At 71.7% G+C, this 13,079-nt stretch carries 12 protein-coding genes and 1 riboswitch; of the genes, 7 read left to right on the top strand and 5 right to left on the bottom strand.

Going from position 1 to position 13,079, the window contains the following annotated elements:
• Window positions 1-195: hypothetical protein (locus tag HUW36_RS34070; RefSeq protein ID WP_217428811.1), on the bottom strand; the 195-nt coding region annotated here is incomplete at its 3' end.
• A 216-nt stretch (window positions 196-411) separates the two neighbouring features.
• A complete protein-coding gene (locus HUW36_RS13965; protein ID WP_174528559.1) occupies window positions 412-1,218 on the bottom strand; it encodes a DUF881 domain-containing protein in 807 nt (268 codons plus the stop codon).
• Window positions 1,219-1,448: 230 nt separating this feature from the next.
• Between HUW36_RS13965 and HUW36_RS13960 the strand changes: the two genes are divergently transcribed.
• Together HUW36_RS13960 and HUW36_RS13955 are read left to right on the top strand one after the other, a co-directional pair.
• Window positions 1,449-1,712 (top strand): cell division protein CrgA, encoded by a 264-nt coding sequence (locus HUW36_RS13960; protein WP_174528558.1) that lies wholly within the window; start codon window positions 1,449-1,451, stop codon window positions 1,710-1,712.
• A 166-nt stretch (window positions 1,713-1,878) separates the two neighbouring features.
• On the top strand, window positions 1,879-4,077 hold the full coding sequence (locus tag HUW36_RS13955) for a (Fe-S)-binding protein (protein ID WP_174528557.1): 2,199 nt from the start codon (window positions 1,879-1,881) through the stop codon (window positions 4,075-4,077).
• Between the two features lie 66 nt (window positions 4,078-4,143).
• Here the strand turns inward: HUW36_RS13955 and HUW36_RS13950 are convergent, their stop codons facing one another.
• Window positions 4,144-4,815, bottom strand: a complete 672-nt coding sequence (locus HUW36_RS13950; protein WP_246248162.1) for a GOLPH3/VPS74 family protein — start codon at window positions 4,813-4,815, stop codon at window positions 4,144-4,146.
• Between the two features lie 82 nt (window positions 4,816-4,897).
• On the opposite strand from HUW36_RS13950, the gene HUW36_RS13945 reads away from it, so the two are divergent.
• The 3 genes from HUW36_RS13945 to HUW36_RS13935 all read left to right on the top strand — a co-directional run bounded on the left by HUW36_RS13945 (window position 4,898) and on the right by HUW36_RS13935 (window position 8,383).
• Complete coding sequence (locus HUW36_RS13945) at window positions 4,898-6,205, top strand: hemolysin family protein (RefSeq protein WP_174528560.1); 1,308 nt, start codon at window positions 4,898-4,900, stop codon at window positions 6,203-6,205.
• Complete coding sequence (locus tag HUW36_RS13940; RefSeq protein WP_098744196.1) at window positions 6,198-7,202, top strand: hemolysin family protein; 1,005 nt, start codon at window positions 6,198-6,200, stop codon at window positions 7,200-7,202. Before HUW36_RS13945 ends, HUW36_RS13940 begins: the two co-directional genes overlap by 8 nt.
• Window positions 7,203-7,372: 170 nt before the next feature.
• Window positions 7,373-8,383 (top strand): C40 family peptidase, encoded by a 1,011-nt coding sequence (locus HUW36_RS13935; protein WP_425487236.1) that lies wholly within the window; start codon window positions 7,373-7,375, stop codon window positions 8,381-8,383.
• A 67-nt stretch (window positions 8,384-8,450) separates the two neighbouring features.
• On the opposite strand, the gene HUW36_RS13930 is transcribed toward HUW36_RS13935, so the two are convergent.
• Window positions 8,451-10,484 carry an N-acetylmuramoyl-L-alanine amidase gene (locus HUW36_RS13930; protein WP_174528554.1) on the bottom strand — a complete coding sequence of 678 codons (2,034 nt, stop codon included), beginning with the start codon at window positions 10,482-10,484 and terminating at the stop codon, window positions 8,451-8,453.
• 221 nt (window positions 10,485-10,705) lie between these two features.
• Window positions 10,706-10,843, top strand: a riboswitch (cyclic di-AMP (ydaO/yuaA leader).
• A gap of 13 nt (window positions 10,844-10,856) precedes the next feature.
• Here HUW36_RS13930 and HUW36_RS13925 point away from each other — a divergent pair.
• Window positions 10,857-11,891 (top strand): C40 family peptidase, encoded by a 1,035-nt coding sequence (locus HUW36_RS13925; RefSeq protein WP_174528553.1) that lies wholly within the window; start codon window positions 10,857-10,859, stop codon window positions 11,889-11,891.
• A 72-nt stretch (window positions 11,892-11,963) separates the two neighbouring features.
• Here the strand turns inward: HUW36_RS13925 and dcd are convergent, their stop codons facing one another.
• The gene (gene dcd, locus HUW36_RS13920) at window positions 11,964-12,542 is read right to left on the bottom strand and encodes a dCTP deaminase (RefSeq protein ID WP_174528552.1); all 579 of its coding nucleotides are present in this window, start codon (window positions 12,540-12,542) and stop codon (window positions 11,964-11,966) included.
• Window positions 12,543-12,620: 78 nt separating this feature from the next.
• Here dcd and HUW36_RS13915 point away from each other — a divergent pair.
• A partial coding sequence (locus HUW36_RS13915) for a pyridoxamine 5'-phosphate oxidase family protein (RefSeq protein WP_174528551.1) occupies window positions 12,621-13,079 on the top strand: 459 nt, incomplete at its 3' end.

Here is a 13,079-nt window from a genome sequence, read left to right as displayed (position 1 = left end):
GGCCGTCGGGCTCACGACGGCCGGCGTCCCGGCCGACCGGGTCACGGGGATCCGGCCCACGGCCGGCGGAATCCCACCGGCCTGGCTCGCGCCGGCCCTGGTCAGCCCCACCCGGCCCACGACGGCCCGGCTCACGTCCACCCGGTTCACGACGGCCCGGCTCACGTCCACCCGGTTCACGACGGCCCGGCTCACGTCCGCCAGGGTCGCGTCCGCCGGCGTTTCGCCCGCTGGCGTCGCGCCCGTCCGGGCCGCGACGGGCCGGGGACGAATGGGCCGGCCCGGTGTCCGGCCAGGGTAGGTCGAGCGGGGGTCGAGGCGGGGCGGGCGCCGGCCGGTCGACCTTCGGGAGGAACTCGGTCGCTTCCTCGTGCGGGTCGCGACCGTGGCGTTCCGCGGGGCGGTCGCCGGTCACCTGGGCACCGTCGCCGACTGCAGCGCGGTGGAGTCCTCGAACGCCGGCACGGTGACGGTGGAGACCCGCTCGACGTAGCCGAGCTGGTAGTGGTCGGCCACTTCCTTGAACACCCGGACTCCCTCAGAGGCGGCGAGCGCCCGCTGGAACTCCGCGGGATCGCCGATAGCCACGATCTTGAAAGGAGGGGAGTAAACCCGGCCGTGCAGCAGCAGGGTGTTACCGACGCAGCGTACCGCGCTGGTGCTGAGGACGCGGACGTTCATGATTGACATGGCCTCCGCGCCGCCCGCCCAGAGCGCGTTGACGACCGCCTGCACGTCGCCCTGGTGCACGACCAGGTCGTCGTTGCTGGCGCCCTTGGGCGGCGGCTGGCCGGGGCCCCAGTCGGCGTCGTCCAGTTCGATGGTGATCCCGGTGCCGGTGAGCGCGGTGAACCCGGCGGCCTGCCGGCTGGCGGCGGCCCGGTCCCGCTGGGTCTTGACCGGCCCGTCGGTGCCGGCCAGCGCCTCGGTCTGCTCCTCGACCTCGTCGCGCAGCCGTGCCGCCTTCGCCTCGCTGGCCGCGACCTGCTCGCGTCGGTCCTCGATGAGCTGGGTGAGCTGGGGACGCCGGTCCTCCCGCAGCGAGGTGCCGCCGGCGGTGGTCGCGGTGGTGGTGAAGAGCAGGCCCGCCGCGGCGGCGATCAGGGGTACGCCGATCGACCATCCCGGGCGGCGCTGGCGCGCGCGCCGGGGCAGCAGGCCGGCTGCCGCGCGGCGGAGGACCTTCTGCCAGGATGCGGCGCCGGACGTGTACTCCACCGGGCGTTCCCTTTCCCGTCGTCTCGTTCCGGCCCGCGCCGAGGCGAACCGACCTGCTCGACCCGAAAAGTCCGCTCTTTTCGGTCACTCCGTGCACCGGCCTGACCCCATTCGTGGCCTGGACGGTCCGTCGGGACTACGCTAGCTGTCGAACATTATTGGCCATGGACCGTCGCCCCCGCGCCCGGTTGTCAGGCCGGACGAGGTCGTACCCCCCTCTGGAGAGCGTCGTGCCCAAGTCTCAGGTCCGCAAGAAGAAGGTGTACACCCCGCCGACGGACGTCCGTCCGACGGCGACGGCGTCGACGCGCAAGCCTAGCCCGGTCTGGCTGCCGATCACCGCTGTCGCGCTGATCGTGGTGGGCATCGGCTGGCTGGTGGTCTACTACCTCTCCGAGCAGGCCTACCCGGTCGCCTCGTGGGGTTACTGGAACCTCGCGGTGGGCTTCGGCGCCATGGTCTCCTCGCTGATCCTGCTCTCCCGCTGGCGCTGAGCCGCCGGTCGCACGTCACGCCACGCCGCCCCTGTCCGGCACCCGGACGCCGCTGCACCTAAGGTGTGCGCAGGGCGGCGTGGCCGGTGCGAGAAGACTCACGTTACTGCTGGGTAACCTTCCGCGTAGGCTGCACTGACAAGCAGCAGACCGGGAGGCCAACTCGATGGGCAGCGTCCAGATCGTCACCACGATCCTCGCGGCCGCCATCACCGCCGTGGCGGTGTGGCTTGCGGTGCGCGCGGTCATGAAGATGACGGCCGTCATCCGGCTGGGGCAACCCGCGCCCGAGCGGTTCGCCGACAAGGGCGCGCGCACGAAGAAGATGCTGGTGGAGACCGTCGGTCACACCCGCATGCTGAAGTGGAGCGTGGTCGGCGCCGCGCACTGGACCGTGATGGTCGGCTTCGTCGTGCTGTCGCTGCTGGTGCTGGAGGCGTACTTCGAGGTCGTCACCCCGACCGGCGGGCTGCCGATCATCGGGTCCTGGACGGTCTTCGGTCTGGTCACCGAGTGGATCGGCATCCTCGGCCTTGCCGGCATCCTGGTGCTGATGGCGATCCGGCTGCGCAACCGGCCCGGTCGCGCCGAGAACCGCTCCCGCTTCACCGGCTCGACCATGTGGCAGGGCTACTTCGTCGAGTGGATCGTGCTGCTGGTCCTGATCTTCGGCTTCGTCATCCGAGGCTTCAAGGTCGCCACCGACCACTTCGAGTACCCGGTGTGGGCCACCCCGCTCAGCCACGCCGTCGGCGCCGTGCTGCCGAGCTGGGAGAACGGCGCGAGCATCGCCGCGCTCATCAAGATCGTAATCTCGATGACCTGGCTCATCGTGATCTCGCTGAACGTGACCATGGGTGTGGCCTGGCACCGCTTCCTGGCGTTCCCCAACATCTTCTTCAAGCGTGACCCGGAGAAGAAGGCCGGCTCGGGCCTGGGCCCGCTGCGCCCGATGACCAGCGAGGGCAAGCCGCTGGACTTCGAGGAGGCCGACCCGGAGAAGGACCAGTTCGGTGTCGCCCAGGTCGAGCAGTTCAGCTGGAAGGGCCTGCTCGACTTCAGCACCTGCACCGAGTGCGGTCGCTGCCAGTCGCAGTGCCCGGCCTGGAACACCGGCAAGCCGCTGTCGCCGAAGCTGCTGGTGCTGAGCCTGCGCGACCACGCGTACGCCAAGGCGCCCTACCTGCTGGCCGGCGGCGGCAAGGACCTCACCGGCGAGGAGAAGGCCACCGAGGCGCAGCTCGCCCACATGGACGTGCTGGCCCTGGCCGAGGCCGACCGGCCGCTGATCGGCACCGCCGAGGAGGGCGGCGTCATCGACCCGGACGTGCTCTGGTCCTGCACCACCTGCGGCGCCTGCGTCGAGCAGTGCCCGGTCGACATCGAGCACGTGGACCACATCGTCGACATGCGCCGCTACCAGGTGCTGATCGAGTCGAGCTTCCCCTCCGAGGCCGGCGTCATGCTCCGCAACCTGGAGAACAAGGGCAACCCGTGGGGTGCCCCGCAGAACACCCGCGAGGACTGGACCAAGGGCCTCGGCTTCGAGGTGCCGCGCGTCGGCGAGGTCGACGACTTCGAGTACCTGTTCTGGGTCGGCTGCGCCGGCGCGTTCGAGGACCGGGCCAAGAAGACCACCCGCGCGGTCGCCACGCTGCTCAACGAGGCCGGCGTGAAGTTCGCGATCCTCGGCGAGGGCGAGACCTGCTCCGGTGACCCGGCGCGGCGGATCGGCAACGAGTTCGTCTTCCAGATGCTCGCCCAGCAGAACGTCGAGACGCTGAACGAGGCGTTCGAGGGCCGGGAGAAGAGCAAGCGGAAGATCGTCGCGACCTGCCCGCACTGCTTCAACACCCTCGGCAACGAGTACGGCCAGCTCGGCGGCGAGTTCGAGGTGGTGCACCACACCCAGCTGCTGGCCCACCTGGTCAGCGCCGGCAAGCTCACCCCGGTGCAGCCGGTCGACGGCGGCGTGACCTACCACGACCCGTGCTACCTGGGCCGCCACAACCGGGTCTTCGCCGCGCCGCGTGAGGTGTTGGGTGACTCGATCCAGGGCGAGCTGACCGAGATGCCGCGCAACAGCGAGCGCTCCTTCTGCTGCGGCGCCGGCGGCGCCCGGATGTGGATGGAGGAGAAGATCGGCAAGCGGATCAACGTGGACCGGGTCGAGGAGGCCATGTCCACCGGGGCGAAGACCATCGCGGTCGGCTGCCCGTTCTGCTCGACGATGCTCAACGACGGCGTGAACGGCAAGGGCGCCGGCGAGGACGTCGAGGTGGTCGACGTCGCCAGCGTGCTGCTGCGCTCGGTCAAGCCGGACGCGCCGGCCGGCGAGAAGGAGACCGCTCCGGCGGCCGGTTGAGACGTACCCCGGCGGGAAGCCGGACCTCGACGGCGGCGGCACCCGTGCGGTGCCGCCGCCGTCGTCTCAGCTCGTCGTGGTGACGCTGATGGCCGCCGTGGCGGTGGTCGCGACGATGACGGCGGCCTGCATCTCCTCGATCGCCTTCTTCACCGCGGCGGAGGCCCAGTCACCCGCGGCGATCTCGGCCAGACGCGCCTTGACCCGCTCCTTCGGCAGCTCGCGGAAGAGCTTGCGGTCCAGACCGACCGCGCGGGTCAGGGCGAGCAGCGCGGCGGTCCGCGCGTCGACCGGACCGTCGCCGACCAGCGCGTCCACCATCCGCCGCCGGGCCGCGGTCTCCACCGCCGGCTCCGCGCCGGTCGGCGAGGGATAGCGGGTACGCGGGAAGACCAGCAGCACCCGGTCGGACTCGCGGCGCAGCACCCCGGAGCCGACCAGCCCGTCGAGGACCCGGTCCGGCAGCCCCTTGGCCAGCTTGCCGATCCAGTCCTTCGGCTTGCGGGGGCGTCCGGCCCCGACGCCGGCCAGCGCCTCGTCGAGCAGGGGCACGCCGGTGGGAGCGGGGTCGGTCACCACCAGCCGCTTGTCCACCACCTCCACCCGGTGGGCGAGCGCCAGTTCCAGCAGCACCGCCCCGGCGAGGCCGTAGCCGAGGTGCGGACTGCCGAGCCGGTTCGTGCCGGCGTCGTCGTAGGCGAGCAGGACCAGTTCGTCGGTGAGCAGCAGGCCGTCCATACCCGCCACGCTACGGGTGCCGCACCACCGCCGCGCGCGTGCCACAATCACGCCCATCGACGGCCTCGTGGTTCTGACGCTGTTGCCCCTGGTCGGCTTCGTGCTGCTGACCGCGGGCAACGCGTTCTTCGTCGCGGCCGAGTTCGCCCTGGTCACGGTCGACCGCGCGGAGATCGACAGGCGCGCCGACGAGGGGGACGGCCGGGCCGCCACGGTCCGCCGGGCGCTGCGGGACCTGTCCTTCCAGCTCTCCGGGGCGCAGCTCGGCATCACCATCACCGCGCTGCTCACCGGCTACCTGGCCGAGCCCGCCCTGGCCCGGCTCGTCGCGCCGCTCCTGCACCCGTTCGGCGGGGCGGACCGCTTCTCCGGGCTGCTCGCGCTGGCGCTGGCCACGCTCCTCTCGATGCTCTTCGGCGAGCTGGTGCCGAAGAACCTGGCGTTGGCCCGCCCGATGCCCGCGGCCCTGGCCACGGCCGCGCCGATGCGCGGGTTCTCGCGCACCTTCGGCTGGCTGATCCGGCTGCTCAACGACTCGGCCAACCGGCTGGTGCGCCGCCTGGGCGTGGAGCCGCAGGAGGAACTCGCGAGCGCCCGCTCGCCGGAGGAACTGGGGTTGCTGGCCGCCATCTCGGCGCGGGCCGGCGCGCTGCCGCCGGACACCGCGATGCTGCTGCGCCGCACCATCCGATTCGGCGACAAGCGGGCCGCCGAGGCGATGACGCCCCGGGTCGACGTGGTCGCGCTGCGGGCCACCGCCTCCGTCGCCGAGCTGCTGGAGGAGTCCCGCCGCACCGGCCGGACCCGGTTCCCGGTGTACGAGGAGACGCTCGACCTGGTCACCGGCGTCGCCGGGGTGCCGGACGCGCTCGGCGTGCCGCTGGCCCGCCGGGCCGCCACCACCGTCGCCTCGGTGGCCCGCGAACCGGTGTACGTGCCGGAGAGCCTGGACCTGGACGGGGTGCTGGCCGCCCTGAAGGACGCCGGCGCGGACCTGGCCATCGTGGTCGACGAGTACGGCGGCACGGACGGCGTGGTGACCGTGGAGGACCTGGTCGAGGAACTGGTCGGGGAGATCGCCGACGAGTTCGACCCGGACGCGGTGGACGGCCTCGGGCCGGCGGAGCTGACCGTGCCCGGCGGCGAGCGGACCGTCCTGGTCGACGGCGTGCTGCGGGCCGACGAGCTGGTCGAGCAGACCGGCTTCCGGCTGCCCGAGGGGCCGTACGAGACGCTCGGCGGGTTCCTGATGGCCCGGCTCGGCCACATCCCGGTCGCCGGTGAGACGGTCGACGAGTCCGGTTACGAGTTCACCGTGGTGGAGGTCGACCGGCACCGGATCGAGCAGGTCCGGGTGGTGCGCCCCGAGGAGCCCGACGACGGTGCCTGAACTGCTTGTCGCCCTGGTGCTGCTGCTCGGCAACGCGTTCTTCGTGGGCAGCGAGTTCGCGTTGATCGCGTCCCGGCGTACGGTGATCGAACCGCTCGCGGCGACGTCGAAGCGGGCGCGCTGGGCATTGGCCGCGATGAACCAGATCCCGCTGATGATCGCCGGCGCGCAGCTCGGCATCACGGTCTGCTCGCTCGGCCTGGGCGCGATCGCCGAGCCGGCGCTGGCCCACCTGCTGGAGGTGCCCTTCGAGGCGCTCGGCCTACCGGCGTCGGCGGTGCACCCGGTGGCCTTCGTGATCGCGCTGGCCGTGGTGGTGTTCCTGCACACCGTGGTCGGCGAGATGGTGCCGAAGAACATCACGCTCGCCGGTCCGGAGCCGTCGGCGCTCTGGCTCGGCCCGGCCATGCTCGCGTTCTGCCTGGCCACCAAGCCGCTGCTGCTGGCGATGAAGTGGTCGGCACGGCAGGTGCTGCGGTGGTGGCGGGTGGAGGCGACGGACGCGGTCAAGACCGTGTTCACCGCCGAGGAGCTGGCAGGGCTGGTCTCCCAGGCGCGGACCGAGGGGTTGCTGGACGCCGAGGAGCACGCCCGGATCACCGGCGCGCTCGCCCTGCACAGCCGTACCGCGGCCGACGCCCTGCAACCCTGGTCGACGGTGACCACGGTGGCCGAGGACGTCTCACCGGCCTCGCTGGAGGTGCTGGCGACCCGGACCGGCCGGTCCCGTTTCCCGGTGGTGCAGCGGGCCACCCGGCGGGTGCTCGGTTTCGTGCACGTCAAGGACGTGCTCGGCTACGCCGGCGCGAGTCGCCGGGCCCCCGTGCCGGCCGACGTCTACCGACCGCTGGCCGTGGTGCCGCCGGACCGTACGCTCGCCGACCTGCTGCTCGCGATGCGTCGCGAGCGCCGGCACATGGTGCTGGTCAGCGACGGTCGGCGGCCCCTCGGCGTGGTGACGCTCGACGACGTATTGACGGCCATCGTCGGCAAGTGAATGAACACCCTTGGTGTGCAACCGATTGCGGATACGTGATTGAACAAAAGGTCGCCTTGATTCCACCCCGGTGCCTTCCCTAATGTGGGGCACCGACCGCTGTGGGTCGTCTGCCTCGACCTTCCCTCTCGCGAGGCGCCCGGCGGTCGGTTGCAAAGGAGTCCGTGCCGGTGGCAACCATGCCCCCTGAACGTCACGCCCCGAGCGCTCGACCCGGCCGTCCGGCCGGGTTCCACCGGGTGGTACGCCGTCTCCTCACCCTGGTCGCGGCCGTCGCGGTCGGCGCCGGGATGCTGGCGGCCCCGGCGCACGCGGCGCCCTCGGTCGACGAGATCGACGCCCAGATCGACAAGCAGTGGGAGAAGCTCGAACCCACGATCGAGAACTACAACAAGGTCCGCTCCCTGCTCAAGGTCAACAAGAAGAAGTCCGCGGACCTGCAGAAGAAGATGGTGCCGCTGGAGCTCGCCTCGACGCTGGCCATGAACAAGGTCGGCGACATCGCCGCCCGCTACTACATGCGGGGCCCGTCGCAGGAGATGGGCGCGCTGCTGGTGAGCACCAAGCCGGGCACGCTCGCCGAGCAGTTGGTCATGCTCGACCGCATCGCCGACGACCAGCGCAAGCAGATCGCCGGCGTGCTCGCGGCCCGCGACAAGTTCAACGCGCAGAAGCAGAAGCTGGACCAGCTGATCGAGACCGAGCAGAAGCAGGAAGCGCAGCTGGCCTCGCAGAAGAAGCAGATCGACGCCGAGATCAAGCGGCTGACCGCGATGCTGCCGGTGACGTCGATCCGGCCGGCGGGCTGCCCGGCCATCGACGGCGTGGTGAGCAGCGCTGCGCGTACCGCGATCAAGGTGGCGTGCGCCCAGGTGGGCGACCCGTACGTGTGGGGCGCGACCGGCCCGAACTCGTTCGACTGCTCCGGCCTGACCCAGTACGCCTACAAGGCGGCGGGCATCTCGCTCACCCACTTCACCGGCGCCCAGTGGAACGAGGGTCGACGCGTTTCCCGGTCCGAGGCCAGACCCGGTGACCTGGTCTTCTTCGGCAGCGACCTGCACCATGTCGGGCTCTATCTGGGCAACGGGGTGATGGTCCACGCGCCCCGGACCGGCAAACCGGTCCAGGTGTCGAGCATCAGCACCCAACCGCTGGCAGGCTTCGTCCGGGTCAGCTGACCCGTTCGCGCCACCGAAAGGCCCCCGGTCCGACTGGACCGGGGGCCTTCACGTGTGCGGTGGGCCGTTACCTCGGCGCGCCGACCGGCGACGGCAGGACCAGCACGTCGTCGAGGTTCACGAACATGATCCGGTGCCCGAACTGGACCTGCACGTAGCGGTTCTTCCCGCGGACCACGGTCCGGTCACCCGGGGCCGAGCCGTCGAACGAGACCGCGCGGTAGTACTCGCCGGGCAGCACCCCGCCGACCGCGTACCGCTGGCCCGCCGCGAGCGTGTACTGGAGCGGCGAGATGGTCTGGTACGGGATGGTGTCCGGGTAGGCGGCCTGCTCCGGGTAGGCGCGGCCGTACACCGGGATCGTGGCCCGGCCGGGGCGCGGGGTCACCACGAAGCCGGTCGCCCACCTGGCGGTGGGCGCGGAGGCCGGGTTGAGGAACCAGGCCTTCTGACCGAGGTACCAGATCGCCGTCCAGTCGCCCTGCCGGCCGGCGAGCGCGTACGTCTGGCCGGCGGAGGCGCGGGCGCCGTGGTCGGAGATGTACATCGTGTCCGGCGTACCGTCCGGGCGCAGCCCGAGGTCGTTGACCAGCGGGGCGTCCGCGCTCGGTGCGGTCCGCAGGACCACCGCCGAGGAGCCGCGCGACGGGCAGGTCTCGGCCGGCGGGACGGGCGTCGGGACGCCCGGCGGCTGCTGGTTGCAGCCGACGAACGCCGGCCGGTTGGTGGCGAAGTCCGGGTCGATGGTGACCAGCCCGGTGCGGGCCGTGCCGGTGGTCCGGAACGGCGCCTTCATCAGGTCGAAGTAGTGCGACCAGTCCCAGTAGGGGCCCGGGTCCCAGTGCATGCCCCTGACCGTGCCGGCGGTGGTGCCGGGCACGTTGTCGTGCCCGATGATGTGCTGCCGGTCCAGCGGGATGCCGAACTTCAGCGCCAGGTGGCGGACCAGCTTGGCCGAGGCCCGGTACATCGCCTCGGTGTACCAGGTGCCCTGACCGGCGAAGCCCTCGTGCTCCAGGCCGATGGACTTGGCGTTGACGTACCAGTTGCCGGCGTGCCAGCCCACGTCCTTGGCCTTGATGTGCTGGGCGACGTAGCCGTCCACCGAGCGCAGCGTGTAGTGCCAGCCCAGGTAGTCGGCCCGCTTGACCAGGTCGACGCTGGGGCCGAAGTAGCCCTCGGTGTCGTGGATGACGATGTACTCGATCTTCTGCTGCTTGGGCCGGTTGCCCAGGTCGTGGTTGCCGTAGTCACCCGGGTCGGCGCTGAGCTGCTCGTACGGGGCGGGAATCCACTCGCAGGCCAGCCGGACCGGGCACTCCAGGCCGTCCGGCCGCTGCGCGTGCCGCAGGCCGAGCCGGGCCAGCCCGGACCGGTCCGGACGCGCGGCGGTGGCGGCCAGCGTGACCCGCTGCCCGTCGTCGGTGGTCCGGGTCGCGCCCTGGCCGAGTTGGTCGTAGACCTCGTCGGCGAAGGCCGCCGCCGCGTCGGCGGTGTCCGCGCCGGAGTAGCGGGCCACCGCGCCGTACCAGGCCGCCGCGTCGGTGCCGGCGCCGACCGGCCCGCCCAGGGCCTTCTGGTACGACGCGAGCAGCGCCGCGCCACCGCGGATGTTCGCCGCCGGGTCGGTGCGCAGCGCCTGCGCGTCGAGCCCGGTGAGCGTCGCGGCGGCGTCGATCGTCTGGAGGGACGCGCGGGGCAGCGGAGTCTCCCGCTGCGGCGCGGCGGCCGTGGCCGGGTCGAGCTTGAGCGGGCGGGAGTCGTCGCCGCGCGGGTCCTCGTCCTCGTCGACGTGGGCGCTGCCCGGGGTGGCGAGGACGTGCGCGGCGTCGGTCAGGTGCATCGGGCCGTAGCCGCCGCTGGTGCTGGGCTGGCCCGGGTGGGTGTCCCAGCGGGACTCCAGATAGGAGACGCCGAGCAGCACGTTCTGCGGTACGCCGTACTCGGCGGCCGCGGCGGCGTACTGGCGCTGCCGGTCGGTGGTGGGTCCGGCGGCTTCCGGCGCGGCGGTCACCGGGCCGGTCACGGCCAGCGCGGTGGCGGTCGCCACGGCGGCGGCCAGCAGTATCCGTCCGCCCGACGGTGGGGTGGAGAGGTGCATCGAACCTCCTGGACAGGGATGGGGGTCACTGCGTCCCCACCCTCACTCCGCACACCCGCGAGGGTCAATACCTTTCCAGCAGGTAATCCTTAATGAAAGAAAACTTCATCCTCGGCATCGGTACGGAGTGTCACGGCGTCCCGAGTTGCGGATCGATAACGACGGCTCCTACTCTGGTCAATCGTCGGCCGCCAGTTTCACCGTCCAACCCGGTCGGTGACGGTCCGACACCGCCGAGTCGCCCACGGGCGAGCCGGGGAACCAGGTACCTGGGGTGAATCCGCAGCGCTGCTGCGGTAGGGCGGCTCCCTTCCCGCCCGAATCCGTCAGCTAACCCGGTAGGCGGGCAGGAAGAAGGAGTACGGACGCCCGGTGGCACTCCATGCCCCGCGGCCGTCGTCGAACCGGTCGACCGACCGGCACGTCGTCGCGCCGCGTTCCCGCTGGTCCCGCTTCACCACCGCCCTCGCCGCCCTGGTCGGCACCGCCGTCGTCCTGACCGGCGGCGCCACGGCGGCCCACGCCGAACCCTCGGTCGCCGAGATCGAGGCCCAGATCGACCGCGACTGGAACAAGCTCGAACCGGTCATCGAACAGGTCAACGCCGTACGCGAGCAGCTCGCGGTGCGGCGCAGGCAGGCCGACGCGCTCGGCCGGCAGATCGCCCCGCTCCAGGCCCGGGTGGACGTCGCGCTCGGCCAGGTCGGCGGGCTCGCCGCCGACGCCTACAAGGGCGACAACCTCTCCACCGTCAACGCCCTGCTGGGCAGCCGCTCGCCGGGCGACCTGGTCAGCGGCCTGGAGCTGCTCGACCGCTTCGCGCACCGTCAGCACGAGCAGGTCCGGTCCGTCGCCGCGCTGCGCGACGAGCTGGCCGCCAAGAAGCGGCCGCTGGACCAGATGGTCGCCGACCTGAGCCGTACCGAGGCGCAGCTCGCCGCGAAGAAGAAGCAGATCGACGGCGAGATCGCCCGGCTGCAGAAGCTGCGGCTGAAGGTCTACGGCAACGGTGGTGGCGGCCCGCTGCGCCCGGCGCCCTGCCCGGCCGGTTACCCCGGCGGCGCGGCAGGCGTCGCGGTCAAGTTCGCCTGCGCCCAGATCGGCAAGATCTACGTCTGGGGGGCGGCCGGCCCGGACCACTTCGACTGCTCCGGCCTGACCATGGCCGCGTGGGCCAAGGCCGGGGTGTCCCTGCCGCACAACGCCCGCCAGCAGCACGACGTGACGAGGCGGGTCAGCCGGGCCGAGCTGCGCGCCGGCGACCTGGTCTTCTACTACGGCGACCTGCACCACGTGGGGATGTACGTGGGCGACGGCTGGGTGGTGCACGCCTCCCAGTCCGGCAAGCCGATCACGATGAAGCGCGTCGACGACGGCGACATCAACAGTTACGGCCGCCCCGGCTGAGATGTAAGGAGGGGCCCCCTCTTAACGCATTCTGCATAGGAGGGGGACCCTCTTAACAAGCGGCGGTCGGCGTCAGCGGGTCGGCCAGGTGCGCCAGCTCTGCCACGACCGGCTCGGCGTCGGGCCGCGCTGGCCCTGGTAACGCGATCCGTAGACCGCCGAGCCGTACGGGTGCTCGGCCGGCGAGGAGAGCCGGAAGATGCAGAGCTGGCCGATCTTCATGCCGGGCCAGAGCGTGATCGGCAGGTTCGCCACGTTGGACAGTTCCAGCGTGACGTGACCGGAGAAGCCCGGGTCGATGAAGCCGGCGGTGGAGTGGGTCAGCAGGCCGAGCCGGCCCAGGCTGGACTTGCCCTCCAGCCGCCCGGCGAGCTGGTCGCCGAGCGAGATGACCTCCAGCGTGGAGGCGAGCACGAACTCGCCCGGGTGCAGCACGAAGGGCTGGCCCTCCGGCACCTCCACCATCGACGTGAGGTCGTCCTGCTGCACCGACGGGTCGATGTGGGTGTAGAGGTGGTTGTTGAAGACCCGGAACAACCGGTCCAGGCGTACGTCGATGCTGGACGGCTGCACCAGCGTGGGCTCGAAGGGCTCCAGCGCGAGCGTGCCCGCCTCGATCTCGGAGACCAGGTCGCGGTCGGAGAGCAGCATCGGAACACCATAGCGACAGGTACGGGTGACCTGCGTGTCGCACTACTTCTTCGTACACGTGTTCGATAGAATGTCCGCATGGCTTCCTGGTCCGAATTCGCCGCCGACGAGCCCCGTCTCGCCGACGAGATCCGCCTCTTGATGCAGCAGTACGGGCCGGGCTTCGGCTACCTGGCCACGGTCCGCGCCGACGGCGGCCCCCGGGTGCACCCGGTCTCCCCGGTGATCACCGACGACGGGCTCTGGTGCTTCGTCATCGACTCCCCGAAGCGCCGCGACCTCGAACGCGACGGCCGCTACGCGTTGCACTCCTTCCCGCCGGAGGAGAGCGACGACGAGGCCTACGTGGCGGGCCGGGCCCGTCCGGTGACCGACCCGGCCACGGTGGCCCGGCTGGCCCGCGTCGCCCGGGCGGCCCCGCAGGGCGACTGGCGGCTGTTCGAGTTCACCGTCGACGTGGCGATGCTGACCCGGCGCGACCCGGTGGCCCAACCGGGCGCCGGCCGGCCGCAGATGCGGCTCTGGTTCGACCCGCGG

This window comes from Micromonospora maritima (assembly GCF_902825405.1).
Lineage (GTDB): Bacteria > Actinomycetota > Actinomycetes > Mycobacteriales > Micromonosporaceae > Micromonospora > Micromonospora maritima.
Note: the sequence above shows the minus strand (reverse complement) of the source record. Positions and strands in the feature narration are given on the sequence as shown.